Annotated in this window: 21 protein-coding genes; 11 read left to right on the forward strand and 10 right to left on the reverse strand. The window is 36.1% G+C overall.

What is annotated here, in order from left to right:
• Positions 1-185 precede the first annotated feature (185 nt).
• From Q0794_RS00565 to pyrE, 4 genes are all read left to right on the forward strand, one after another.
• Positions 186-926 (forward strand): DUF481 domain-containing protein, encoded by a 741-nt coding sequence (locus Q0794_RS00565; RefSeq protein ID WP_298939430.1) that lies wholly within the window; start codon positions 186-188, stop codon positions 924-926.
• 414 nt (positions 927-1,340) lie between these two features.
• The gene (locus Q0794_RS00570; protein ID WP_298939431.1) at positions 1,341-3,581 is read left to right on the forward strand and encodes a transporter substrate-binding domain-containing protein; all 2,241 of its coding nucleotides are present in this window, start codon (positions 1,341-1,343) and stop codon (positions 3,579-3,581) included.
• 249 nt (positions 3,582-3,830) lie between these two features.
• Positions 3,831-4,550, forward strand: a complete 720-nt coding sequence (gene rph / locus Q0794_RS00575) for a ribonuclease PH (RefSeq protein WP_298939432.1) — start codon at positions 3,831-3,833, stop codon at positions 4,548-4,550.
• A 3-nt stretch (positions 4,551-4,553) separates the two neighbouring features.
• Complete coding sequence (gene pyrE, locus Q0794_RS00580) at positions 4,554-5,195, forward strand: orotate phosphoribosyltransferase (RefSeq protein WP_298939433.1); 642 nt, start codon at positions 4,554-4,556, stop codon at positions 5,193-5,195.
• A 199-nt stretch (positions 5,196-5,394) separates the two neighbouring features.
• Here pyrE and Q0794_RS00585 read toward each other — a convergent pair whose 3' ends face one another.
• The 3 genes from Q0794_RS00585 to Q0794_RS00595 are packed head-to-tail and all read right to left on the reverse strand — an operon-like array spanning position 5,395 to position 10,198.
• Positions 5,395-8,481: a multidrug efflux RND transporter permease subunit gene (locus Q0794_RS00585; protein ID WP_298939435.1), complete on the reverse strand. Its 3,087-nt coding sequence runs from the start codon at positions 8,479-8,481 to the stop codon at positions 5,395-5,397.
• A gap of 8 nt (positions 8,482-8,489) precedes the next feature.
• Positions 8,490-9,611, reverse strand: a complete 1,122-nt coding sequence (locus Q0794_RS00590; protein ID WP_298939436.1) for an efflux RND transporter periplasmic adaptor subunit — start codon at positions 9,609-9,611, stop codon at positions 8,490-8,492.
• Positions 9,608-10,198 carry a TetR/AcrR family transcriptional regulator gene (locus Q0794_RS00595; RefSeq protein ID WP_298939437.1) on the reverse strand — a complete coding sequence of 197 codons (591 nt, stop codon included), beginning with the start codon at positions 10,196-10,198 and terminating at the stop codon, positions 9,608-9,610. The genes Q0794_RS00590 and Q0794_RS00595 overlap by 4 nt, the downstream gene beginning before the upstream one ends.
• Before the next feature lie 246 nt (positions 10,199-10,444).
• On the opposite strand from Q0794_RS00595, the gene rep reads away from it, so the two are divergent.
• Positions 10,445-12,454: a DNA helicase Rep gene (gene rep, locus Q0794_RS00600; RefSeq protein ID WP_298939438.1), complete on the forward strand. Its 2,010-nt coding sequence runs from the start codon at positions 10,445-10,447 to the stop codon at positions 12,452-12,454.
• A 167-nt stretch (positions 12,455-12,621) separates the two neighbouring features.
• A complete protein-coding gene (locus tag Q0794_RS00605; protein WP_298939439.1) occupies positions 12,622-13,353 on the forward strand; it encodes a glutathione peroxidase in 732 nt (243 codons plus the stop codon).
• A 341-nt stretch (positions 13,354-13,694) separates the two neighbouring features.
• On the opposite strand, the gene ubiA is transcribed toward Q0794_RS00605, so the two are convergent.
• Positions 13,695-14,558 carry a 4-hydroxybenzoate octaprenyltransferase gene (ubiA, locus tag Q0794_RS00610; RefSeq protein ID WP_298939440.1) on the reverse strand — a complete coding sequence of 288 codons (864 nt, stop codon included), beginning with the start codon at positions 14,556-14,558 and terminating at the stop codon, positions 13,695-13,697.
• Positions 14,558-15,115, reverse strand: a complete 558-nt coding sequence (locus Q0794_RS00615; RefSeq protein ID WP_298939441.1) for a chorismate lyase — start codon at positions 15,113-15,115, stop codon at positions 14,558-14,560. The genes ubiA and Q0794_RS00615 overlap by 1 nt, the downstream gene beginning before the upstream one ends.
• A gap of 266 nt (positions 15,116-15,381) precedes the next feature.
• Between Q0794_RS00615 and Q0794_RS00620 the strand changes: the two genes are divergently transcribed.
• Positions 15,382-15,798, forward strand: coding sequence for a flagellar basal body-associated FliL family protein (locus Q0794_RS00620; protein ID WP_298939442.1), 417 nt, complete (start codon positions 15,382-15,384; stop codon positions 15,796-15,798).
• Between the two features lie 14 nt (positions 15,799-15,812).
• On the opposite strand, the gene glpG is transcribed toward Q0794_RS00620, so the two are convergent.
• Complete coding sequence (gene glpG, locus Q0794_RS00625) at positions 15,813-16,649, reverse strand: rhomboid family intramembrane serine protease GlpG (protein ID WP_298939443.1); 837 nt, start codon at positions 16,647-16,649, stop codon at positions 15,813-15,815.
• Between the two features lie 511 nt (positions 16,650-17,160).
• On the opposite strand from glpG, the gene Q0794_RS00630 reads away from it, so the two are divergent.
• Positions 17,161-17,526: a helix-hairpin-helix domain-containing protein gene (locus tag Q0794_RS00630; protein WP_298939444.1), complete on the forward strand. Its 366-nt coding sequence runs from the start codon at positions 17,161-17,163 to the stop codon at positions 17,524-17,526.
• 212 nt (positions 17,527-17,738) lie between these two features.
• A complete protein-coding gene (gene galE, locus Q0794_RS00635; RefSeq protein WP_298939445.1) occupies positions 17,739-18,755 on the forward strand; it encodes a UDP-glucose 4-epimerase GalE in 1,017 nt (338 codons plus the stop codon).
• A 208-nt stretch (positions 18,756-18,963) separates the two neighbouring features.
• On the opposite strand, the gene Q0794_RS00640 is transcribed toward galE, so the two are convergent.
• Positions 18,964-19,785, reverse strand: coding sequence for a GGDEF domain-containing protein (locus tag Q0794_RS00640; protein WP_298939446.1), 822 nt, complete (start codon positions 19,783-19,785; stop codon positions 18,964-18,966).
• A 270-nt stretch (positions 19,786-20,055) separates the two neighbouring features.
• Here Q0794_RS00640 and Q0794_RS00645 point away from each other — a divergent pair, with 270 nt between their 5' ends.
• Positions 20,056-23,298: a DEAD/DEAH box helicase gene (locus tag Q0794_RS00645; RefSeq protein ID WP_298939447.1), complete on the forward strand. Its 3,243-nt coding sequence runs from the start codon at positions 20,056-20,058 to the stop codon at positions 23,296-23,298.
• On the forward strand, positions 23,299-24,057 hold the full coding sequence (miaE, locus tag Q0794_RS00650; protein ID WP_298939448.1) for a tRNA isopentenyl-2-thiomethyl-A-37 hydroxylase MiaE: 759 nt from the start codon (positions 23,299-23,301) through the stop codon (positions 24,055-24,057).
• A 68-nt stretch (positions 24,058-24,125) separates the two neighbouring features.
• On the opposite strand, the gene Q0794_RS00655 is transcribed toward miaE, so the two are convergent.
• From Q0794_RS00655 to Q0794_RS00665, 3 genes are read right to left on the reverse strand one after another with little or no spacing between them, the layout of a single operon-like run.
• Positions 24,126-25,226 (reverse strand): YcbX family protein, encoded by a 1,101-nt coding sequence (locus tag Q0794_RS00655; protein ID WP_298939449.1) that lies wholly within the window; start codon positions 25,224-25,226, stop codon positions 24,126-24,128.
• Positions 25,227-25,241: 15 nt separating this feature from the next.
• On the reverse strand, positions 25,242-25,700 hold the full coding sequence (locus tag Q0794_RS00660; RefSeq protein WP_298939450.1) for a methylglyoxal synthase: 459 nt from the start codon (positions 25,698-25,700) through the stop codon (positions 25,242-25,244).
• Between the two features lie 22 nt (positions 25,701-25,722).
• A complete protein-coding gene (locus Q0794_RS00665; RefSeq protein WP_298939451.1) occupies positions 25,723-26,106 on the reverse strand; it encodes a YijD family membrane protein in 384 nt (127 codons plus the stop codon).
• Between the last annotated feature and the right edge of the window lie 31 nt (positions 26,107-26,137).

A 26,137-nucleotide genomic window follows, 5' to 3' on the forward strand; every position in this document is an offset into this window, starting at 1 on the left:
CTCTTCAACGTAGTACCTATCAGCTTATTCCATTCTCTTTATTTTTCTTAAGTTAAAAGTTAGGATATTAATGTTACTTAGTTCTCATTTCTTTAAAATTATTAACGAAATGGTATTTTAAGTGAAGCTAAGAAAGCATATCACCACATTAGACTTTCATAAATTGCAAAAAAAGGAAAAATATTATGAATAAATTGCTACTCACTGCTGCTATAGCACTGACTGTGCCAATGGCTGCGCATGCGAAAAGCGAATTCGTAAAAGGAGATGCAACACTTGCTGGTGAAGCTGAATTAGGTGCCTCTCTCACTACCGGTAATACAGATACATCATCATTGAGAGGAAGTCTTGCATTCCAACAAGAATTAGGTGATTGGGAAAATGAATACACATTTTCAGGTGTTTATACAAAAGACGAGGATGAAGTTACTGCGAAACGTTTTTATACGGAATTACAAGGTAACTATCAACTTAATGATATAAGTTATTTGTTTGTAAATACGAGTTACGAAATAGACCCGTTTACTGGTTATGATTACACTTCAATAACTGCTGCTGGTTATGGTCATCACTTTATTGACAATGAAACGATGACTTTAAATGCAGAGTTAGGTCCTGGTTATATTTATCAAAAGCTTGATGATGAGTCTGCTGAAACAGAAGGTGAAGATTATGACTCAAGTGTCGTCGCTCACTTTGTTATTAATTTTGAAACTAAGATCAGTGACTCAGCTAAATTTCAGCAAAAGTTTGTTGGTGATTGGGGGAGTAAATTCGATGGTCGTTCTGAAACGTCATTATCAACCAATATTATTGGCGCGTTATCGATGAAATTTGCTGTTGTTGTGAGTTATGACAACAAACCGCTTGATGATAAGAAAAGTACCGATACGGCAACAAATGTGACATTACTTTACGCTTTCTAAAGTCTGTTAAATCATAGTTGTTAGCACGATATTCTATTTTAGCATGGTATGAAAAAGCTGGAGTCTCCAGCTTTTTATTATTCTAACTTAAATAAACTAAGTTCAGTTACTAATACATTACTCGCTACGTATTTCATGATTATCTAAAATCGTAATGTTAGTTATTTTAACGTTTCGATGCCTATCTTAAAGAGTTTAAATAACATACAGTTTAATGTTGGTTTCTTATTGATATCAAGTTCACTCTTTCTCTCTTTTTTCTTTAACGAAGGCGATTTTATTGGCCTATATTGATGTGTCTAGTGATAAGTTGATCACAGTAAGTTGGTTATGATTTATCTTTTTTTTTTAATCATTACTTTAACCAAGTTCGTTTGATAAAGTCTCTCATTCTTAAATAAAGGGTTAGAATTTATGTGGCTATTTACGCCCTTCTCATTGGTTATTGTCTTTCGCATGTTTTATGTGGCGGTGATACTTTTTGCCAGTAACACTTTCGTTTTTGCTACAACTGCGGCTGAAGTTGATCTTACCGTACAAGAAAAAGAATACATCCAACAACATCCTCTTATAAAAGTACACGCTGAACAGAATTGGCCACCTTTTAACTTTGTCCAAAATGGTGAGGCGTCGGGTTATAGTAATGATTTAATGCGATTAGTGGCAGAGAAAGTCGGACTCAATATTGAATTTGTTATTGGTTATCAATGGTACGAGTATTTAGAAAAGTTAAAAAATAATGAAATAGATATTATTTCAAATATGAAGATCACGCCTGAACGACAGAAATTTACCGCTTTTACTCACTATCAGTCTTTAACCTCAATGGACGGGTTACTTACTCGAGAAGGAGAGGTTTTTGCTGATGATTTTAGTGATATTAAATCCATTGCTGTTATTAAAGGTTTTTTCTATCAAGAATTGCTTGAGAAGAGCTTTCCTAATATAGAATTAACGTTAACTACTGATACTGAAGCATCAATTAAGCAATTACGTTTAGGTAATGTAGACGCCGTTTTAGATGCTTATGACGCTATTAACTATCATTTACAACGCTCATTAGAGCAAGGCTTTATTAATACGCCATTAATCCACAATAAGGTTTTTCATTATTTACCGAGATTCATGGGAGTTAATAAAGACAATATTATTTTACGTAATATTTTAGATAAAGGGCTATTAGCCTTAAATAAAAAAGAGACGGATAACTTACATAAAAAATGGATCACTCAGATAGGCGCTGCAAAGGCCAATGAAGACCTAGCTTATCAAGATAGAATGCCTATTTTATCTGATATACAACAACAGTATTTACAAATTCATGGTCCACTTTACATGTGTGTTGATCCAGACTGGTTACCTATAGAGGCCATTCAAAATGGTAAATATGTGGGTATTGCCTCTGAGTTCGTTAATTTATTTTCTCAACGCATTCGCAATCCTATTATTTTAATTGAAACAACAACGTGGTCTGAAACAATTGCTTCAATAAAAGAAGGACGTTGTGATTTTATTCCTGTGATTCACAAAACAGCTCGACGCAATCAATATCTTTCGTTTACCTCTGCTTATTTAGATTTTCCATTAGCATTGGTTATTTCAGAAAATAATCAAGCCTATAAATTAGACCAAGTGTTACATAAACCATTGGGGATGCTGAAATCAGGTTCGTATATGACGTTTTTGAGCGCCTTGTATCCCGACGCTGATTTATACGAATATGACGCGTTAAAATCCGGACTGGATGCGGTAACCAGTGGCGAGATTTATGGCTTTATCGATGTGTTACCTGTGATGGTTAATCAAATTCAAACACTTTACCCTGAATTAAAAATTGTTGATAAATTTGAACATGAATATCCATTTTCTCTTGCTGTATCAAAAGAGAATGTGATGTTATTGGAGATTTTCGATAAAGTCGTTACATCAATCGATTTACAACAAAAGCAAAAAATACTTAATCGTTGGTTACCTGTTGTTTATGAAAGACATGAAACGGCCACTGGTTATTGGATCATCATCTCATTGATATCTGTTGCATTAACATTAGCGTGCTTATTGTTATATTTTTCAAAAAAACACAATCGACAATTACGTTTAAAAAATAACAATCTTGAAAAATTAGCAATGCGCGATTATTTAACGGGGTTACCTAACAAGCATTATTTTAATGAGCAATTTAAAAAAGAATGGGTGCGCGGTAGACGCTCTGGGGAAAGCTTATCTTTATTAATTATCGATGTTGATAATGCTAAATTATTTAATGAGCAATATGGAAGAAATGCTGGCGATGATTGTTTTATGGAACTAGCGCGTCGTTTACAACATATTGTTCAACGTCCTGCGGATTTATTAGCCCGTCTCGATGCAGATGACTTTATTATACTTTTACCGAATACCTCCGAGGAAGGGCTTAAAACCTTAGCCGCTGAAATATTTTATATGGTCAATGGATGGGGGCTGAAGTTCGAAAATGCACCAGCAGGAGATACAGTCTCGGTAAGTATTGGTGCTGCTTGTATGGTCCCTAATCACTCACATATGGAAGAAGAGCTTAATAGACGTGCAGAGCAAGCGTTGTATCAAGCACAAGATAAAGGCTTTAGTCAGCTCGTTATTTATAAAAATAGTCATGATCAGCATTCTGAACATTAATGCTAATACTTCAATTTTTTATTATGATTACCGTTAACCTGTGATTTTTTAGTACATAGCCTCAATTTTGATTAATGAAAGCGTCATTTAAATCAAAATTGATTAGTTATATTTTTAATCGTCAAGTCAGTATCGCTTTGCTTATTCGGTACTGAGGTACAATAAACCTATTGATTTTCTGCCACGTTTTGCGCCTTGTGGGTTAATGGGTATAATTGCCGCTCATTTATTGACAAGGTTTTTTAACTTATGCGCCCAAGTAATCGAACACCCGAACAACTCCGTGAGATCAAAATTACTCGGCATTATACTGACTATGCAGAAGGCTCTGTGCTGATTGAAGTCGGCAATACTAAAGTCCTTTGCAATGCGACTGTATCAGAGTCTGTACCACGTTTTTTAAAGGGTAAAGGTAAAGGCTGGGTAACGGCAGAATATTCGATGTTACCGCGTGCGACACATAAACGTAACCAGCGTGAAGCTGCAAAAGGTCAACAGGGTGGTCGTACGTTAGAAATTCAACGTTTAATTGCACGCTCTTTACGGGCAGCAGTTAATTTAAAGGCCTTTGGAGAGAATACCATTACTATTGACTGCGATGTGATACAAGCCGATGGAGGTACTCGTACCGCATCTATTACAGGTGCTTGTATTGCTTTAGCTGATGCATTGAACTGGATGGTGGCTAAAGGTAAATTGAAAAAAAGCCCATTAAAGCAAATGATAGCGGCTGTTTCTGTTGGTATTTATAAAGGAATACCAGTTTGTGATTTGGATTACGCAGAAGATTCAAATGCAGAAACCGACATGAATGTTGTTATGACAGAAAGTGGCGGTTTAATTGAAATTCAAGGTACAGCTGAAGAAGGTGCTTTTAGTCATCAAGAATTATTAGCGATGTTAGTCTTAGCCAATACCGGTATTAATAACTTAGTAGCAGAACAAAAAAAAGCATTAAATGTGGAGTAAGAAATGAAAGCGTATCAAAAAGAGTTTATTGAATTTGCGATTGAAAAACAGGTTTTAAAATTTGGCGAGTTTACTTTGAAATCAGGGCGTATTAGCCCTTACTTTTTCAATGCAGGTTTATTTAATACAGGTCGAGATCTTGCGCGCTTAGGGCGTTTTTATGCTGCTGCATTACAAGATTCGGGTATTGCTTATGACCTTTTATTTGGTCCAGCGTATAAAGGTATTCCAATTGCAACCACCACGGCTGTTGCCTTATCTAATGACTATGATTTAGATGTACCGTATTGCTTTAATCGTAAAGAAGCAAAAACACACGGAGAAGGTGGTAGCTTAGTGGGTTCAGAGCTAACGGGTAAAATTATGTTAGTTGATGATGTTATCACGGCAGGAACGGCTATTCGTGAATCGATGGATATCATTAATGTACATAAAGCTGAGCTTGCAGGCGTGTTAATCGCATTAGATCGTCAAGAAAAAGGTAAAGCAGAATTGTCAGCGATTCAAGAAGTTGAACGTGACTATGATGCAAAAGTAATTTCAATTGTAGAACTTGCTGATGTTGTTAGTTATCTTGAAACGTTACCAGAAATGCAACAACATCTTGAGTCTGTACAAGCGTATCGTCAGCAATACGGCGTTTAAGCTTTCATTCATTTGTTGAAATAAAAGACCGTAAAATAAAAAAGCCAAAGACGAATTAACGTCTTTGGCTTTTTTGTATGCATTAATAATACTGTGTATTGCTATAAGCATTTAATTAATCAATCAATGTTGAGAATCATAAAGTAGCGCTTATTAAGTTAGCTTTAATGCTACGCTACTTTTATTTATCTTCTGTATTTTATTGTTTATTACTATTTACCTTCAATGCCTGCTCTTCATCAAATTCAGGCAGTTTTTTATGCTCACTGGCGATGAATGAATAGATAACCGGTAAAATGAACAACGTAAATAACGTACCAATTGATAAGCCAGCTACAATAACAATACCAATACCAAAACGACTTACTGCGCCGGCACCGGTTGCAAATAATAGCGGAATAAGACCAGCTACCATTGCTGCTGTTGTCATCAATATTGGACGTAAACGGACGGTTGCTGCTTTTTTAACGGCTGCAATTTTATCTAGACCATGCTGTAACTGCTCTTCTTTTGCTACTTCTGCAATCAAAATACCATGTTTAGTGATCAATCCAACCAAGGTAATCAAACCGACTTGCGTGTAGATATTCATGGTGGCAAAACCCCAAGCGAGTGCGAGTAATGCGCCACTAATCGCTAAGGGTACGGTCATGATAATCACTAATGGGTCTCGAATACTTTCAAATTGACTTGCGAGTACTAAAAATATAATAAATAACGCAAGAATAAAGGTCACATATAACGCGCCGCCTTCCGTTACAAATTGACGCGCTTCGCCTAAGTAGTCATGGCTATAACCTTGTGGCAATTTAGTCGTTGATAACCCTTCAAAGAAGGTAATTGCGGTACCCATCGTGACACCAGGCGAAAGTACTGCGCCTATCGTTGCACTATTAAGCTGATTAAAGTGTGGTAATGCACGAGGTTCAGCGACCACATTGACTGTAATGAGTTCGCTTAATGGCACCATGTCATTGTTTTTAGCGCGTACATAAAAATCCCCTAATTGCTCTGGCGACAAACGATATTTACGCTCTACTTGTGCAATGACTTCATAACTACGACCATTTAAATTAATACGATTTAAATAACCATCACTTAACAATGTACCTAGCGTAATACCAATATCCTGCATGGTCACACCATAAGCACCTGCTTTATCACGATCAATGCTGATATTCATGGTGGCAGAATCAAAGGCTAAGTCTAGTTCTGAATAAACAAAGCTTGGATTAGCCTGTGTTTCTGTTAATACATCGGCAGCGATACTCACTAAACTCTGAAATGGATTAGAAGTAGTAATAACAAATTGTACTGGTAAACCACCCGATGAACCTGGTAACTCAGGTCTTTGGAAGGTCACTGTCGCCACAGAAGGGATCATGCTAAAAGCTGGTGTTAATGTTTTAGATAATTCATCTGGACTTTTTTCACGTTGGCTCCATGGTTTCATGATCGCGATACCGAAGGCTTGATTCGCATTCGGAATACCAGACATCGCCAAGCTACTTTCTACTTCTGGTTGCTTCGCTATTTCGTTAGTGACTAAGCGCATGCTATTTTCAACAAAATCTAAGTTGGCATTAGCAGGGGCTTTTGACAACATCATTAGTACACCTTTATCTTCTTTAGGCGCTAGTTCTGTTGGTATAAATTTAAATAAGAATGGTAATGAAATAAATACCAATAGAGCGAAGATAATAACCGCAGGGCGCCTCAACATTATAATATCAAGCGCATTGTGATATTTATTCGTTAAGCCAGTGAGTGTGTTATCAACAGTACGTTCAAATCTATTAGGTTGATGGTTATTCACTAACATTTTACTACACATCATCGGGGACAATGTTAATGCAACAATGCCCGATACAAATACTGCGCCAGCGAGTGTGAGAGCAAATTCGGTAAACAGTGAGCCTGTAATACCCCCCATCAATGCAATAGGTGCATAAACAGCGGCTAACGTGATGGTCATTGAAATAACCGGTACTGCAATTTCACGTGTACCAATAATCGCAGCACGAAAAGGCTCTTCACCAGCTTTAATATGTCGGTCGATATTCTCTACTACCACAATCGCATCATCTACCACTAAACCAATGGCTAATACCATGGCTAATAGCGTCATTAGGTTGATAGTAAATCCAAACATTTGCATCACAACGGCTACACCGATCAGTGATAGTGGAATAGTAATGATTGGAATAAGAACAGCACGCCATGATCCTAAAAATAGAATCATTACAATGAGTACAATTAAACCTGCCTCAGCAATGGTTTTAACTACTTCATAAATAGACTCTTCAATCGCAATAGTAGAGTCATAAAGCACTTTCATTTTAATTGAGCTAGGGTTGTTTTTTTCTAAGTCAGGTAGCATTTTTCTTACATCTGACGTTATATCTAGTGGATTAGCGCTGGCTGTTGCATCAATGGCTACAACAACTGCATCATCACCATTTGCCATTGCTCGGTAGATGTCGTGGCTTTTTTCAAGCGAGACACGTGCAATATCTTGTAAGTGGATTGTTCTACCGTCATCACGTGTTGCAATGATTAGATTTTCTAACTCACTTGCATTTTTAACTTGAGTTTGTGCGCTGCCATTAAACAGAGTGTAATAACCCATCGCTTGACCAGAAGCAGATTGAATATTGTTGGCTTGTAAAATAGTAATAACATCAGCGGTATTAAGGCCAAAAGCAGCCATTCTTTCTGGATCTAACCAAATACGCATCGCAAATTTAGTACCACCGTACAGGTTTACTTTTGCAACACCATTAATGCTAAACAGCTGTGGTTTAATAACGCGCTCTAAATAGTCGGTAATTTGACTAGAGTTTAGCTGGTCACTTGAAAAGGCAATGTAGATAACAGACGTCGTTGAGCCTGTACTCACATCAATGGTAGGATCCTCTGCATCACTTGGCAGCTGAGAGCTTACGCTGTTTACTTTTGCAAGAATATCGGCGACAGCACCACTTGGGTCTGTGTTTAGCTTCATATTCACCGTAATGGTTGAGCTACCCATAAAGCTTTGTGAACTGATAAAGTCGATATTATCGGCTTGTGCAATCGCTTGCTCAATCGGTTGAGTAATAAAACCTTGAATTAAATCTGCACTTGCTCCGTAGTAGCTGGTGGTGACCGTGACCACAGTATTGGTCATCGTTGGGTACTCACGTACCTGCATTTTTGTAAGCGCTTGTATCCCTAATAATACAATCAGCAAACTCAATGAGATTGCTAAAATGGGGCGCTTTATAAAGATATCTGTAAATTTCATAACGTCGCCTACAGTGCTGGAAGAACAGAAGGAGTATCAAGCGCATTTGATTCAACGATTTTAACGTGAGAACCATTACTTAATCGAACTTGTCCGCTGGTGGCAATGACATCATTTTCATCTAAACCCGATAACACATGAACACGATCGTCTTTTGTTTTACCTAACGTAACGATTCTTTGTTTCGCTTCTAAAAACGTTTTATCATCATCGTTTTTTTGTTCATTTAAAACATAAACTGTTTCACCGTAAAGTGTGTAGTTAACTGCCGTGACAGGAATAGTGATTTGTTTTTCAATCGTCGGCAAAATGATATTTGCTTTAGCAAACATACCTGAACGCAACAGCTGAGATTCATTGGGAATAGACGCTTGAATGAGGATAAGTCCACTTTCTGAATTTACAGCAGGTTCAATTGCAGTAATCTCTCCTGTAAAAATAGTATCAGGCTGCGCGTCAATAAATACATCCATCGCTTGATTTACGTGTACTTTATTAAGATCGTTTTGTGCAATAGTAAAACGCATTTGCATACGACTAATATCTTCTAAACGAACAATGTCAGTACCATTTGCTAAATATTGACCTAAAAATACATTTCGTAAACCCGTTACACCAGAAAATGGCGCACGAATAGTACGTAAGCTAATCGTTGCTTGGTAGCCTTCGATTTCGCCTTTAAGTGCTAAATACTCAGCTTGCGCATCATCAACATCACCCTGAGAAACAGAGCCTTTTTTAAGCAATGAATTTAAACGTTTATAGTTACGTTCAATAGACGGTAAACGTGCTTTAGCTGCTTTTAAGTTTGCTTGTTCAACTGCGCTATCTTGATAAACAATAGCATCACCTTTCTGTAACTTTTGACCAGATACAAAGTTTATTTTAGATACTTTACCGGCAACTTCATTGGTAATAGTAACGCCTTGCATTGGTTCAATAAAACCAATTGCACGTAGGTGAGGAGTCCAATCTTCGAGTTTGACCGTCATTGCTGTCACTGGGAATTCAGGAATAGGACGCGATGAAAGATATTCGTTTATTTTTTTAGCTTTAAACATGTTAAAGCCAATCACAGTACCAAATACAAGTATTGCTAAGATGATTGCCGACGCTATCCATTTTTTCATTGAATTATTCCTGTTGATTTAAAATGTGGGTTTTGAATGATGTTCCATGATGCATCTCGTACCTGTTGTAACTGTTTTTGATCAGGTGTTACACGTTCTCGTATTACTTGTTTCGCTAATGAAATAGCGGTATCTATACTGACGGCTATTAATGCGAATAATTGCCAGTTTAAAAATTGTTTTGTATCGATGCCTTGTTGATAAAAGGAAATAAGCGGTTTAAAGGCCTCATTTTCAAACAAGGTGATATTTTCTCTGCCTACATTAGGGATGCAATGAAGTATTTCGATTAAGGTTAAGCGTCTAGGGTTTGCTATTACACAATCAAATATATTCTGCCAAACTAAATTGTATTTTTCTTTTATCGTGGGGCATTCGCTAAAACCAGCTAAGATAATATTGGCTGATTGCTCTCTGATGAATTTTTGCAATTCATTCATCAATGCTTCTTTACTATCAAAGTAACGGTAAAGAGTGCCTGCTGCTACACCGGCGGTATTGGCTAAATTTTGCATAGAGAAGGCGTAAAAACCTCGTTCTGCTAAGACAGATTCTGCCGCAATTAAAATTTGTGTTCGCTTATCCATAAGGCCACTTTAAAATGAATGAACATTCATTATCGTTTAATGTGAGGTGATTGCAATCTTAAAACGACAATTTTTATAAATATTATTGTGATCTACAATATATGCTTTTTTGATATTAACGGATAAAAATATCTTCAAGTGAATAAGTTAATTCTTTAATCAACTCTATCTCTCTTTCTACGCTAGCTTTCAATTAAAAGATCAGTAAAATCGAATGGCTTTTTCTTTTTAAATTTAGGAAACAATATGAAACTAAATCCTGGACAAGACGCCGCGGTTAAAACGATTTCTGGCCCTTGTTTAGTGCTGGCTGGTGCTGGTAGTGGTAAAACACGCGTAATCACTAATAAAATCGCTTATTTAATACAGCATTGTGATTATTTGGCGAAAAATATTGTCGCAGTAACATTTACTAATAAAGCAGCACGTGAAATGAAAGAGCGCGTGAGTGAAACCTTGGGTAGAAAAGAATCTCGCGGTTTAATGGTTTCTACCTTTCATTCATTAGGCTTAGAAATTATTAAACGAGAAATAAAAACGTTAGGCATGAAAGCTGGATTTACGCTCTTTGATGATCAAGATACTTTAGCATTATTAAAAGAGTTAACTGAGAAACAATTAAAAGAAGATACTGATTTATTAAAAGCCCTAGTGACACAAATTTCTAATTGGAAAAATGCACTTATTCTTCCACCTCAAGCAATTAAGCAAGCCAAAGACGAACGAGACGTTATCTTTGCGCATTGTTATGATTTATACCAACGCCAACTAAAAGCTTATAACGCCTTAGATTTCGACGATTTAATTGTTTTACCTACCTTATTATTGAAGTTTAAAGAAGAAGTACGTTTACGCTGGCAGAAGAAAATTCGTTACTTATTAGTGGATGAATATCAAGATACTAATACTAGTCAGTACGAATTGATTAAATCCTTAGTAGGGGAAAGAGCGCGTTTCACAGTGGTAGGTGATGATGACCAATCCATTTATTCTTGGCGTGGTGCTCGACCTGAAAATTTAGTGTTATTACAGCGAGATTTTCCACAGCTTAAAGTGATTAAGTTAGAGCAAAATTACCGTTCTAGTCAACGAGTCTTAAAAGCAGCCAATGTATTGATTGCGAACAACCCTCATGAATTCGATAAACGTTTGTTTAGTGAGCTCGCTTACGGTGATTCTCTTAAAGTATTGTTTGCTAAAAATGAGCAAAATGAAGCGGAAAGAGTAGTCATGGAGATTTCTGGACATAAGTTTATGAATGGTACTAATTTTAAAGATTATGCTGTTCTCTACCGCGGTAACCATCAAAGTCGCTTGCTAGAAAAAGTGATGATGGAAAATAGAATCCCCTACAAAATAAGTGGGGGAACATCATTTTTTGCACGTAGTGAAGTTAAAGACATCATGGCTTACTTGAAATTATTAGTGAATCACGATGATGAGAATGCTTTTATTCGTGTCGTTAATAAGCCCCCTAGGGGAATTGGTGCAGTAAGCCGTGAGAAGTTAGGGAATTACGCAAATTTACGCCATATCAGTATGTTTGCCGCTAGTTTTGAACTTGGCCTAGAACAAACATTAAATGGTAAGTCTTTGCATACACTGCAAGCCTTCACTCGTTGGTTAGTTGAGCTAAATGACCGTTTAAAGACAGAAGACGATATCGATGTAGTAAGAGACTTAATTCGTGATATTGGTTATGAAGATTGGTTATACGAAAATAGTCCAAGCCCTAAAGCAGCAGAGATGCAAATGAAGAACGTTTCGACACTTTTTAAGTGGGTGACTGAAATGCTTAAAGGTGACGACTTAGATGAGGAAATGACATTAGAGCAGGTAGTTGCACGATTAACATTACGTGATATGTTATCTCGTAATGAAAGTGAAGAAGAGTTAGATCAAGTGCAACTAATGACATTGCATGCATCGAAAGGGCTAGAGTTCCCTTACGTTTATATGATTGGTATGGAAGAAGGTTTATTGCCGCATCAAGTCAGTATTGACGAAGATAATGTCGAAGAAGAACGACGTTTAGCCTATGTTGGTATTACACGTGCACAAAAAGAATTAACGTTTACTTTAGCTAAAGAGCGTAGCCAATATGGAGAGACAATTAAGCCAACTCCAAGTCGCTTTTTAAATGAATTACCACAGGAAGATGTGGAATGGGAAAGTGGTCCTAAAAAGCGCACTGAAGATCAAAAGAAACAATTAGCAGATAAAGGCATTGCAAACTTGAAAGCACTATTTGATTAATAATAAAAATAATGTGAATCAATCGCTAAGGTCTATTTCTAGAAGTGATAGACAATGTTAATTCCAATTCATTATCGTTCGTGATTTTGTATAATAACGCCACCGCAACAAACGCGTGTTTGTTAGCAAACTTAACATAAATAATTGAAAATTTTTAGGAGCAATACATGTTAGATAATATCGAAGGTCAAAGCGTACCATCAGCAGTGTTCCCAACTCGCCAAGGCGATGAATGGGTTAATGTAACAACCGACGAGTTATTCAAAGGTAAAACAGTGGTTGTATTCGCGCTACCAGGCGCATTTACACCAACTTGTTCTTCTACACATTTACCTCGTTATAACCAATTAGCGGGTGTATTAAAAGAAAATGGCGTTGATGAAATCATTTGTTTAAGTGTCAATGATACGTTTGTTATGAATGCATGGCTTGCCGATCAAGAAGCTGAAAATATCACTGTGGTACCTGATGGTAGTGGTGAATTTACTGAAGGTATGGGCATGTTAGTTAATAAAAATGACATCGGCTTTGGTAAGCGCAGCTGGCGTTACAGTATGTTGGTTAAAGACGGTGTGATTGAAAAAATGTTCATCGAGCCAAACCAACCAGGTGACCCGTTTGAAGTGTCTGATGCAGATACAATGCTAAATTATGTCAACCCAAATGCTAAAGCGCCTGCTGCAGTTGCGTTGTTAACTAAGCCTGGTTGTCCTTTTTGTGATAAAGCGAAAGCGGCATTAAAAGATAACAATATTAGTTTTGAAGAGATTGTGCTGGGTAAAGATGCAACAAGTGTTAGTTTGAAAGCAATGACAGGTCAAACAACTGTGCCGCAACTTTTTGTAGATGGTAAACATATTGGTGATAGCGATGCTGCTGTTGCTTATGCAAATAGTTAGTAATAACTAACTAAATCCTACTTGAAGCGTATGTTTTTATAATGAAACATACGCTTTTTTTGTTTAAAAACTCTAAAAACAGATAAAGAATGAATATAAAGTAAGTTGATATGTACATTATTCTTGGACGTAGGGAAGGGGCTATCACTAAAGAAAAGTAATAGGTTCAGCGATTTTTATGCAGGTAGGTCGTTTTAGTTAGTAAGTAAGTGCTTACTTTTATTTTAAAGCTATTTTAATGTTAGAGGAATGATAAGTAATAGGGTACATATCATTTTTATTAAGCCTCTTAACAGCGCCATTGTATCGTTCTTTTATGTCATCAATTAAAGTTAGCTTACTTACAGGTAAGTTAATAACAAACCGACAAAAACGATTAACCCGACATAATTATTATCTAAAAAAGCTTTAAAACAAGCAGCTTTCTCACGACTTTTAATACGATGTTGCTGTTGTAAAAATAATAACCCTGCAATGGCTAACCCTACATAATACACCCATGTTAAATGCTCTAATATCCCTACAATACTTAATAAAAGTAATGTGGCTAGCTGCAATAGTCCGATAATTAATTTATCGTTTTTTCCAAATAGAATAGCCGTCGATTTAATGCCTATTTTAAGGTCGTCCTCTTTATCAACCATGCCGTACATAGTGTCGTAGGCTACAGTCCATGTGATATTCGCAATAAATAACAACCATATAGAATTAGAAAGCATGTTCGCTTCTGCTGCGTATGCCATCGGAATAGACCAAGAAAAAGCTAGACCTAATACAAATTGAGGCAAGTGAGTAAAGCGCTTCATAAACGGATAAGCAAAGGCGAGTAGTAAACCGATAACTGAAAGCTGAATGGTAAGAATATTCTGCGTCAAGACTAATAAAAACGATGACAGTGCTAAGACTAAAAATAGATAAACCGCTTCTTTGCTGGTGGCTCGACCTGATGGCAAAGGTCTATTTTTAGTGCGAGTAACAAAGCCGTCTACTTTTCTATCTGCAAAGTCATTGATTACACAACCTGCGCTACGCATTAAAAATACCCCTAAGCAAAAAACGATTAACACGCTTATATCTGGTAAGCCTCTGGCAGCTATCCATAATGCCCACAAGGTCGGCCACAATAATAAAAGCGTACCAATGGGCTTGTCGACGCGCATTAATTCCATCAATGCTTGGCGTTTAGGGGCATTTAAATAAACCATTATTTATAAATTCCAGAGGCAGGTAAAAAAACTTCACTGACCAGTAAAGGTTTGTTTTTAATGTGAAATAATGAGCGTCTTGCCCAAAGGGAATGGTCACAAGATTGCTGTAATGAATCACACAGTTGATGTAATTCAGAGCCAACAACAAACTCTGCGACTTCAATTTTTCCGCGTTGTAATGTTTTATCTTGAAATAAAAACTTACCTAATGATTCAGAACCGATATTGGCGAGTTTTTGTTGTTTGTCAGAAAGAGTTTGAAATGGGATTTCTGTTTGTGCGAATATGTTAGCAATGCCATCACAATGCAAAAGAACTTCTCGTACTAATACTTGTTCTGGTGATGGAAATAACTGAGAGAGCGTCGATTCACTCGTATTTGTATTTAGCTGTTGTTTAACTTCTACAGTAAATTTTTCACATTGTTGTTCAAGTTTCTTAGTTAAGGAGGCTTCATCTAATAACCAAGAGAGTACTTGCTTAGTGCAATTTTTCGGATGACTATTTTCTTGCCAATGCGTAGATGAAACAATGTTCAGTAACTGATTAAACATACAAACCTTTTCTTTTAAATCGTTTTATTTATGGTTATCAAGTGATTGATGCTTGTGAATTTACCTTGCCAATACCACTCAATTTATTATTTTATGTTCATTAGCAAACCTTGGAACAGCCTAAAAACATCGCTGGCATTGATGCTTTTATAAAGTTTTTTATTAAGTTTTTTATTAAGAAATACTTTTTTATCCACAATCTTGGGCAGAGATTGATATTATACCATCCAAAAATATTAACGTCTTAGTTGAAGGAATAATAAACGATGCTCAAAAAAATACTCTTTTGTATGTTTTATCTTACGCTGCTTTCGCCCCTTAATTTCGTTTCTGCTGAAGAAGAAAGTACCGAGTTAGCGGCTGATTATCAATATTATGCATTAGAACCGGATATTATTACTAACTATATTAAACCAGGTAAACATCTTGGATATATTCGATTAGGCATTGATTTAATGGTTAAATCAGCAGCAGCTTATCAAGCGGTAGAAATTCATGAGCCAATTATTCGCGATCGTATTATTACCATTCTTGGTGAGCAAAATGAGTTACAAATAAAGTCTATTACTGAACGTAAAGTGATTAAAGCACGTTGTTTAGAAGCAGCGAATGATGCCATTTTTGATATTACTGGCACCAGACCTATTGAAGATTTGCTCTTTACTAAATATTTAGATCAATAACTTATTTAGTGGCTTTATAACTTCAACTTACTGCAAGCGGCCGCTAATACAAGTCCTGCTAATAAACCAACTAAGTGTGCATAGTTGGCCACATTGACGGGCAATATATCTATAAAACCTAATACTAGCCAACCTAATAGAAAAGCAAACATGCTATTAGGTAAGTGTACTTGGCTGCCTTTATTCATTAATCCATATAACCAACAGTACCCTACTAATCCATAAACGACGCCACTCAAACCGCCAAAATAAGGCCCCACTAAAAAATACTGTGCTAAATTGGATGCAATAGCAGAAAATAAGAACAGTATTAATAATCGTTGCTTACCTTGTTTCTTTTCAACTATTCCTCCTAATTGCCACCACCATAATGAATTGAATACGATATGTAATAGACTAAAATGCAAAAAAGCAGGGGTAATAAAGCGCCAGCTTTGAAGGTAATCAAAAGGCTGCGTTCTAAAAAATGAAAATATAGAGTTGATTGGATTGAAAAATCCTAGTTCTGACCCACCGTAAATCAATAAACAAATAATAAACACGCTATGCGTTATTAATCCGCCATGTTGTTTGAAGTTACTTAATAAATTTGAATCTGCATAGGCGAAGCTTGTTGAGTTTTTTTCAATGCTTCCTGACTCCCAACTGGCAGAGAGATATTCACTTTTAGTGGGATTTGCTAAAAATTGAACGAGTTCTGATTCTGCTTGTATTAACTGTGCTTGGTCTTTAATAATTATTTGATGGTGAAATTCACTTTGCTGAATAATATTATTAATCTTTTTACTGTTTAAATAATCTGAGAATGCTTGTGCTAAACGTAAATGCTCAAAGCTGTGTAATACTGTCATAATATACCTCTGAAACCTTATGCCATTGTATTAAAAGTCATCTTATCGATGAGTTAGTGTTTTGTTGTTTTTTCTATATAACGTTATTCAACTTTGAAGTCACCTTGTTGTTTTATGTTATGTAGCACGGTATGAAAATGCGATAGATAACAATCTTGTAGTGTAATGAATAACTAAAGGTGAATCGAATTAAATAAGTTAACTAATCTCAGTTCTCGATATGCGAAGCGATACAACACCGCTATTTTTACGGATTTCTGCGTTAAATTATCTTCCAATATCTTGTTCTTGCTTTAATCATTCGCCTTGAATTACGCAAAAATAATGGCGCTGTATAATCAAAAAAATAGTCAAAAAATTTAATCTTATAATTTTAAATATAATTCCGCTTTCATTAACCAACATTGAGGTTAACTATTTATTCCATAAATTTTATTTATGATATTTTATTGACATAGTAGCGGAGTAAACTAAATTTAATATTCCGAATAATCAAAGAAAGGAATGTTATATGATTAATAAATTTATACGAGGATTAACCCTGGCTGCATCTTTAGTGTTACTACCGACTAGTTTATTTGCTGCAGATCTTAACAGTCTCACTTCCTCTAGTGTTGAAAAAGTTAGCTCAGCAACTACTAGCGTTAAAAAAGCCAGTACGACAGCCGCTGCTGCTACAAAAATGTCGAGTATTGATGTTAATAGTGCGAGTCTAGACCAACTGACTTCTATTTCAGGCGTTGGCCCTAAAACCGCACAATCTATTATTGACTATCGAGACCAATATGGTGATTTCACAGATTTAAAAGATCTCGTGAATGTTAAAGGTATTGGAGCGAGTACGTTAGAGAAAATAATGCCTTACTTGAGTTTGTGATTTTTGCTAAGTCCCCACGATAATGTTGGGACTTATTTGGCTATTTCTTACACATTAATTTTTCTAATCTGTTTAATCCTTTAAAATCCGCTGTTCTGCACTTACTTCGATACTTGTTATTACCTCTCTTTAAACGTTAAAATGTTTATCACGAATTTAATTTCTTTATTTTTCCTTTATATTTTTAAAATAGACAACGTAGTGGGTAATTTATGACAATTTTGGTAACAGGTGGTGCGGGTTATATCGGCTCTCATACGGTAGTAGAGCTTTTAGATATAGATCAGCAAGTTATTGTTATTGATAATTTATGTAATGCTTCATTAGAGTCGCTTTCTCGAGTTGAAAAAATAACAGGTAAAATGCCTATTTTTTATCAGGGTGATATTTTAGAAAAAAGCTTTTTAGACTCGGTATTTAAACAACATAAAATTGATTCTGTTATTCATTTTGCAGGTTTAAAAGCAGTAGGCGAGTCGGTCGCTAAACCTATTTCTTACTATCAAAATAATGTTCAAGGAACATTAACATTACTCGAGGCAATGAAAGACGCAGGTGTTTTTAAGCTTGTTTTTAGTTCTTCTGCAACGGTTTATGGTGATCCTGCTGCGTTACCTATTCGTGAAGACTTCCCTGTCGGCGGTACAACAAACCCTTATGGTACGTCGAAACTAATGGTGGAAATGGTCTTAGAAGATGTTGCTAAGTCAGATCCTCGTTGGGCGTTTGTTATTTTACGTTATTTCAACCCGGTTGGCGCGCACCTGTCTGGCTTAATCGGTGAAGATCCTAATGGTATTCCGAATAATTTATTACCGTATATTGCTCAAGTCAGTGTTGGTAAGCTAAAAGCATTGGCTGTTTTTGGTGATGATTATGATACGCCTGATGGAACTGGCGTACGTGATTATATACACGTAGTGGATTTAGCGCTTGGTCATTTAAAAGCCTTAAAAAGGATTGAGGATGATAAGGGAGTGTTTATTTATAATTTAGGCACAGGTAATGGTTATTCCGTGTTAGACATGATCAAGGCATTTGAGGTCGCTAGCAAACAAGCCATCCCTTACAATGTTTCTCCGCGTCGTGAGGGAGACATTGCCGCTTGTTACGCTGCGCCAGAAAAAGCGTTAACTGAATTAGATTGGAAAGCGGAACGTGGATTAGAAGATATGATGCAGGATACTTGGCGTTGGCAGTCAAATAACCCTAATGGTTATAAAAGTTAGAAGCACATCGATTTTATTTTAAAATGCTAATACGTAAATCTATAAGGCTCATAGAGGGTTTTATAGATTTATCGCGATAACGAATAGATTTATTGAGATAACTAAAAATGAGGCGGTAATAAAATTTTTTAATGTCTTCTCTACATATCAAAAGTCTAAATATAAAAAAGATATCCTATACAAATGTTAATTGGTATACATCAATAAATTATACTATTTCAGCCTCTACTCGCACGTATACTTGATTTTTACCTTGTTGTTTTGCTGTAGATAAGCATTGTTCTGCGCTGTTAATCAGCTCACTACTTTTTAATTCATCTTTGTAAGTAACTGCGCCAATGCTGACCGTTACATTAATAATATCTTGATCGAACTCTACACATAATAATTCTGCATTTGTTCTTATTGTCTCTGCAACTTGTTTGGCAATATCATCATTACTATTGTTAAGTAATATAATAAACTCTTCACCGCCCCAGCGAGCAACCGTATCGGTTTTACGTACACAATCAATGAGTTTATTAGCAAGTCGTTTTAAAACAATGTCACCGGCTGCTTGGCTGTAACGTTCATTGGTGAGTTTAAAGTTATCAATGTTAATTAATAAAATAGAAAATGTTTCAATGTGTGGCGAGACGAGTAAGTTAGTGAGTTGATAGTTAAAGTGGGTACGTGTGGATAATTGCGTTAATTCATCAGTTTCAGAGATTTTTTTTAATTTAGTCGTGTTTGCATTATTCTGTGCTATCCATTTACTGATTCCATAAATGACTAAAATAAAACCAATTAATTGCCCAATATCTTCAAATAGTACGCCTAACAGCCAAGGTTGGATAAACACTTCATCTAATGTGTCAGTGAGCATGGCTAAAAATAGAAAGAAAAACCCATTCATTAAATATTTATATACATGAGGGTTATATTTCACCTTTTGCATGTTAATAAGCGAAAATAACAAAGTTGCAGTAATTAATACGCCAAAAAACAGACTATAAAGGTCTATTTGATAAGTAATTGGAAATAACCACATCTGTAGTGCTGTGTATGCAATGACAAAAAAGTAAAGTGAGCTAGTTGCTGTGCTTCTAATCAAGTGGTTTTATCTCTATTAACTGAATTTTCGTCAATTTTATGTGAACATGATGACAAATAAATATTTAACTACAACTTACTACAATTATATTTCTGAGTAAATAAATGAACAGCTAAATAGATCATTTTTGAATTATGTGATTAATGCTTTATTTATGCTTACTATCTCTTTATCATTAACGATCCGTTTTTTAGATGGTTTTTTCCGATGCCTAAAGTAACTCAGCAAGATATTTCTACAAGTTTTGGTCGTAACATTATTGATCGAGGCACCCTTTATTTTAAAGAAAGTCGTGTATTAGCGTGCGATTACGATGAATCGAGTAACGCTCTTGTTGGGCTAGTGAAAGGGAGTCATGAAACTCCTTATAAAACTAAAGCGTCAATAAAGCCCTCTAATAAAGGTGGTTTTATAATTCATAGTACTTGTTCTTGCCCTGTGGGATGGAACTGTAAGCATGCTGTGGCTTTATTATTAGCTTATCAAGCAGATACTCCCAATTATAACGTCGAAAATAGTTATCAAACTTGGTATGAGATGTTAAATGGAAAAGCTGCCGCCCCTACCAAAATAAGAGCATCTGCTTACCAAGGTCATTTCCGCTTTTCTTTTGACAAGAAAGTATTGAATCATGAGCATCGTTATATAAAAGTTGAATATGGCACCGTGCGTTTTTTGAAAAGTGAAAATACACATGTGTTTAGTGAAAAAGATTTAGTCTCCGTCGCAGACAATGAAAGCTGGATGGAGAGCTTCAAGTGGGTTGAAGATGTAGATGTAGAAATACTACGTCTTTTATTAACTAAAGAAGGGCGAGCGGCTAAGTTAGGTAAGACTTATATAAAAACTGAGCTTGATTTACTCGCGTTACAAAAAATACTGGAGACGGGACGTTGTTTTTGGGAGCATTTAGAACAGAAAATAACAGTTTCTGAGTCTCGCCCAGTGAAGCTTGAATGGCAGTCAATTGAAGATGACCTAAAACAATTAACAGTCAATTTAGAAGATTGTGAGGAATGGTTATTAATTCCTACGCCTAAACCTTATTTTTATGATTTATCACGTCATCAGGTCGGTGAAATTGAAACACACTTTAATCGTGATTGGTTACTTTCTCTATTACAAACGCCACCATTAGGTGAAGAGCAATGTGCACATTTCACTCAAGAAGTGTCATTAGGCTTTTCACAAGATGTTTTACCTAATCCACAACATTACGATATTCAACCTATAGACGAAAAACTACAGGTGATTTTTAAGTTAGATATACAGACAATAAAATCTCAGCCGTTATTTTTAGGTCGTTTATATTTTAAATATGGTGATCTGCTATTAACACCAAATATTCTTGAAGATAAACAACGTAATCAATACATGCATAAAAGCCAAATCGTGAGTATTACTCGTGATATTGAGGCTGAAGTGTTAGCGCTTAACGAGTTTAACGACTTATGCTTACTTGATGTCTATATGTATGATCCAAAATACACGGTCAGTAAAGATGTACAAGGTATTTTACCGCCTGAGTTAGGTGGCTCTCAAGAGTTTCAATGGTTGTCTTTATTAACCGCACATAAAGCGCGTTTAGAAGTATTAGGTTGGCAGTTTGATATTGCTAAAGACTTAGCCTTACAGAGTCAGCAGGTTGACAGTATCGATATTGCTATCGATGAAAAAGGCAACTGGTTTGATTTAGGTGTGTCGATTGAAGTTGAAGGTAAACGTATTGAACTGTTACCGCTGTTATTAGAGTGGTTACGTAGTAATGAAGACTGGCAACAGAATAATTACGATATCTTGTTAGCACAGGGTAATGGGCGTCCATTACGTGTTAAACGTGAATCTATTCAACCAATCTTATCTATTTTGCAGGAACTTGGAGAGGTTAATGAAAGTAAGATTAATTTACCACAAAACCAAGCTGCATTATTAGCTCAGCTACCTGATATTAATCGTTGGGTTGGTGGTGAACACGTACAAAACTTAGCTAAAAAGCTAGCTAGTTTTAGTGGTATCCAAGAAATACCCGCACCTGAAGGGCTTGCAGCCGAGTTACGAGACTATCAAAAAGAAGGCCTTAATTGGTTAATGTTCTTAAATGAATATGGTTTCTCAGGTGTACTTGCGGATGATATGGGACTAGGTAAAACAGTACAAACCTTAGCTTATTTACTATATAAAAAGCAGCAGCAATTATTAACGTTACCTGCAATGGTTATTTGTCCTACCTCGTTGGTGGGGAACTGGTTAAACGAAGCAATTAAGTTTACGCCTGACTTAAAAGTATTAGTGTTGCATGGTGTTAGTCGCCATCAATTCTTTAAAGATATTAATGACTACGATCTTGTTATAACGACTTATCCTCTGATTGCTCGTGATTTTAAGGAGTTTGCTGATTTTTCTTTCTCTGATCTTATATTGGATGAAGCACAAACGATCAAAAATCCACTGGCAAAAATGACTAAAAGTATCAAGTTGATCGATGCTAAACAGCGTTTGTGTTTAACAGGTACACCGATGGAAAACCATCTAGGTGAACTATGGTCTTTGTTTGATTTCTTAATGCCTGGATTCTTAGGTTCATATAGCACCTTCAACCGCGTTTACCGTAAGGGGATTGAAGGTGAGGGTAACCAACAAATTCAACAATGGTTAATTCAAAAAACCAAACCTTTCTTATTACGTCGTACAAAAGATGATGTGGCAAAAGAGTTACCGGCTAAAACTGAAATTATCCATAAAATTGCACTGCAAAATGATCAACGTACATTATATGAAAGCATCCGTATTACGATGGAAGCAAAAGTGCGTGATTTATTACGTGAAAAAGGCATGGCAAGAAGTCGTATTGAGTTTTTAGATGCACTATTAAAATTACGTCAAGCTTGTTGTGATCCACGTTTAGTGAAGCTAGAACATGCACAGCAAATTAAGAGTTCTGCTAAATTAGACTTTTTAATGGACATTGTGCCAGAGATGGTCGAAGAAGGACGACGTATTCTTATCTTCTCTCAATTTGCCCAAATGCTAGGGTTAATTGAAGAAGCGTTACTGGAAAAAGGAATCGATTTTGTTAAATTAACAGGGCAAACTCGTAATCGAAGCGAAGTGATTGAGAAGTTCCAAGGAGGCAATGTGCCTGTCTTCTTAATCTCATTAAAAGCGGGTGGTGTAGGGCTTAACTTAACCGCTGCGGACACCGTTATTCATTACGACCCATGGTGGAATCCTGCGGTTGAAAATCAAGCGACTGACCGTGCGTATCGAATTGGACAAGATAAACCTGTGTTTGTTTATAAATTGATTTGTGAAGAAACGGTTGAAGAACGTGTTTTAGCATTACAATCTCGTAAGCAAAAATTAGCTGACAGCGTGTATGGTAAAGAACAAGAAGAAAACTTTGCTCCTGATAACAGTGATGCACTCTTAAAATTATTTGAGCGTTATTAAATGCACGCAGATGATCAATTATTAGTACCGATTAAACAGTTTCTTCATGTAGAAACACCACAAGCTTGGGTAGACAAAGCCAAGCTTGTTGAGAATCAATCTGCGTTATTAATTGATCATATGATCTGTGAGTTAAAAGCAGCACAAACGGCGATGCTATTAGTTCGTCGTTATGCTGTAGATAAAGAAAGTGGTGAAGCGCTGATGGCTTGGTTAACGCCTTATAATGACTTTGTTTATCGTAAGCAAGGTGACTGGAAAGCGTTAGCGAGTAATAGTTTATCTAAAAAAATAGTCGCAAAAGCAAACACTGATTACGGCCAAGATTTGATTGATAAAATGGTTCTATTAATCAAGGAAGAATTACATCATTTTTATCAAGTCGTAGAAATTATGCAAGCTCGTGATATTACTTTTCATTTTGTTGGCTCAAGCCGTTATGCGCGAGAGCTCTTGAAGCATGTCACCACTCATGAGCCAAATACATTAATCGATAAGCTTATTTGTAGTGCCTATATTGAAGCGAGATCTTGTGAACGATTTGCTAAAATAGCACCACATTTAGATCCCATTTTAAATAAATTTTACCTCTCGTTATTGCGTTCTGAAGCTCGTCATTATCAAGATTATTTATCATTAGCAGAGCAAATAGCGGGTAAGGATATCTCTGAGCGAATTCAATTTTTTGGGGAATTGGAAGGGGAGTTAATCAGTAGTTATGATGATGATTTTAAGTTTCATAGTGGATGCCCAGAATAAGGGGATAAAGTTTAATCACTCTCTCATTAATATAAGCATTAAAGAGTGATTAAAGCCTTTTTTAAATATTAATGTTCGATGCTAATATCTGACGTTGGAATACAACTGCAAGCTAATACATAACCCGCTGCAATATCTTCTGCAAACAAACCTTGGTTATTTAACACATCAACTTCACCGGACAATAGTTTCGTTTTACAACGACCACATTTACCACCTCTGCATGAAAATGGAATGTTAACACCTGCAAGCTCAGCTTGGTCTAATAAAGGTTGTTGATTGTTTCCAGTCACTTCAATATCAGTCACTGAAAAGTGTATTTTCACTTCTTTTTTATTGCTTTCTAGATCGTTGATCATTGAGTTATATACAGGCGCTTCTTTAGTCTCAAGTACTTGTATCGGATCGCCGCTACGTATAATACCTTCATTGAGCGGTATTAAATTTTGTCCAAAATCGATTTCACCTTCATGGAATCTAAATTTTGCTAACGTTTTAAGCGGCTGCTCGAGATCTGCAATGCCTGTCTTAGGGTCAACATTAGTAAAAGTACAACGAGAACAAGGTTTACTAACGTCAAACTCTACTTCTCCTATCTTAATACGAGCCCAATTATCTTCAATAAAAGGAGCATCTCCTTTGACGATTAAATTAGGTCGGAAATGTAAGGCACTAACAGGCGTTTCTAAGTGAGTGTTCAGTTGATCAACTGATGCTTGGTTAATGATTAATAGTGGGTAACCATCAGCAAAACTAACTTGAGTTTGTTTGTTTTTAACGCAACGCATACTGCTATCAGAAAAATAAACAAGTTTACAATCTTGCTTTAGAAACGTTGAAAACCAACGATCATAATCTGAATGACAATGTTGCGCTTGTAATGTGTCAGACCAAATATCAACGGTTAATATTTGGTCTGTAAAGTCTTCTTGTTGGATGTAAAAACTTGTTTGATTAGGCGCACTAACAAATAAGCCTTTTCTGGAAAACTCTATACTCACCTGAGTTAATTGAGGGTGAGTACGTCCAGTGATAAATTGGCCATCAAGATCGACTAACATATAACGTCTATCATCTTTCAAACCTTTCTCTTCAACAAAAGTTTGAGGTAATTGAACACCTTTGGTGGACTTTATTGGGTAAATATAAATATCTGTTAAGCTTTGCACGTTAATCTCCAAGGCCTATTGTGTACGTTCGAGCAAGTAACCTTGGTAATCAGGAATACGTGTAGCGTAGTCTTTATCAATATGAACTGAGTCCATGATAAAGTCGGCTGTTGCTATATTAGTCGCAATAGGAATATTCCATACAGCCGCTAAGCGCAAAAGCGCTTTCACATCAGTGTCATGCGGCACTGCATTCATTGGGTCCCAGAAAAAAATCAATGCATCGAGTTTCCCCTCTGCTATTTTGGAGCCAAGTTGTTGATCTCCGCCCATTGGACCTGATAAAAGGCATTCTATAGGTAAGCCTGTTTGCTTTGTTAATAAAACACCTGTTGTGCCTGTTGCAAATAGTTCATGTTGTTTTAATTGTGCTGTTCTTTTTGAAGCCCAGTCAATTAATAACTCTTTCATATGATCATGTGCAACTAAAGCGATCTTTTTAGATTTTGGTATATTGCGAGTAATATAATCCATTTTTTTACCTTTTATAGAACAATTACGCAGAGTAATGTTTGTCGCCAAACATCAACTTATACATTAACCAAATAGCTAAAATAAGTGCGATAGTGATAGATATAAAATTTGAGCCTAGCTCTGGGTATAAAGCACTAGTGAAGGCTGAATAAGAAAATAATCCAATGAAAAATGCAGCCCATGCAGGTCTGATACTTCCTTCATTATTCGCTTCGTGAATGTATAAACGGTAAAAGTGACTGATTGCAAAAAATAACGTGAAAAAGGGGAAAAGAGAAAAGGTCACTTGAGAAATGGTTAAAATAGAAAAACATGCATTTGTCGATAATCCTATTAAGAAAGCGTAAATTAACCATTTTACTGATATGTTGCTATCTTGCTGTACAGATGTGTTGCTGTCTTGCATTGTCATTACTCCTGTAGTTTGACTGTTTTAA

Origin of the sequence: uncultured Psychromonas sp. (assembly GCF_947489755.1) — a bacterium.
Taxonomy (GTDB): Bacteria; Pseudomonadota; Gammaproteobacteria; order Enterobacterales; family Psychromonadaceae; genus Psychromonas.

Bases quoted from the DNA above. Each gene is read 5' to 3' on its own strand.
- Q0794_RS00570 (WP_298939431.1), top strand. From the start codon at position 1,341: ATGTGGCTATTTACGCCCTTCTCATTGGTTATTGTCTTTCGCATGTTT.
- Q0794_RS00595 (WP_298939437.1), bottom strand. From the start codon at position 10,198: ATGGATAAGCGAACACAAATTTTAATTGCGGCAGAATCTGTCTTAGCA.
- Q0794_RS00645 (WP_298939447.1), top strand. From the start codon at position 20,056: ATGCCTAAAGTAACTCAGCAAGATATTTCTACAAGTTTTGGTCGTAAC.
- galE (WP_298939445.1), top strand. From the start codon at position 17,739: ATGACAATTTTGGTAACAGGTGGTGCGGGTTATATCGGCTCTCATACG.
- Q0794_RS00590 (WP_298939436.1), bottom strand. From the start codon at position 9,611: ATGAAAAAATGGATAGCGTCGGCAATCATCTTAGCAATACTTGTATTT.
- Q0794_RS00585 (WP_298939435.1), bottom strand. From the start codon at position 8,481: ATGAAATTTACAGATATCTTTATAAAGCGCCCCATTTTAGCAATCTCA.
- Q0794_RS00630 (WP_298939444.1), top strand. From the start codon at position 17,161: ATGATTAATAAATTTATACGAGGATTAACCCTGGCTGCATCTTTAGTG.
- Q0794_RS00565 (WP_298939430.1), top strand. From the start codon at position 186: ATGAATAAATTGCTACTCACTGCTGCTATAGCACTGACTGTGCCAATG.
- Q0794_RS00615 (WP_298939441.1), bottom strand. From the start codon at position 15,115: ATGTTTAATCAGTTACTGAACATTGTTTCATCTACGCATTGGCAAGAA.
- pyrE (WP_298939433.1), top strand. From the start codon at position 4,554: ATGAAAGCGTATCAAAAAGAGTTTATTGAATTTGCGATTGAAAAACAG.
- Q0794_RS00640 (WP_298939446.1), bottom strand. From the start codon at position 19,785: ATGTGGTTATTTCCAATTACTTATCAAATAGACCTTTATAGTCTGTTT.
- Q0794_RS00660 (WP_298939450.1), bottom strand. From the start codon at position 25,700: ATGGATTATATTACTCGCAATATACCAAAATCTAAAAAGATCGCTTTA.
- Q0794_RS00665 (WP_298939451.1), bottom strand. From the start codon at position 26,106: ATGCAAGACAGCAACACATCTGTACAGCAAGATAGCAACATATCAGTA.
- miaE (WP_298939448.1), top strand. From the start codon at position 23,299: ATGCACGCAGATGATCAATTATTAGTACCGATTAAACAGTTTCTTCAT.
- rep (WP_298939438.1), top strand. From the start codon at position 10,445: ATGAAACTAAATCCTGGACAAGACGCCGCGGTTAAAACGATTTCTGGC.
- rph (WP_298939432.1), top strand. From the start codon at position 3,831: ATGCGCCCAAGTAATCGAACACCCGAACAACTCCGTGAGATCAAAATT.
- Q0794_RS00605 (WP_298939439.1), top strand. From the start codon at position 12,622: ATGTTAGATAATATCGAAGGTCAAAGCGTACCATCAGCAGTGTTCCCA.
- Q0794_RS00620 (WP_298939442.1), top strand. From the start codon at position 15,382: ATGCTCAAAAAAATACTCTTTTGTATGTTTTATCTTACGCTGCTTTCG.
- ubiA (WP_298939440.1), bottom strand. From the start codon at position 14,558: ATGGTTTATTTAAATGCCCCTAAACGCCAAGCATTGATGGAATTAATG.
- glpG (WP_298939443.1), bottom strand. From the start codon at position 16,649: ATGACAGTATTACACAGCTTTGAGCATTTACGTTTAGCACAAGCATTC.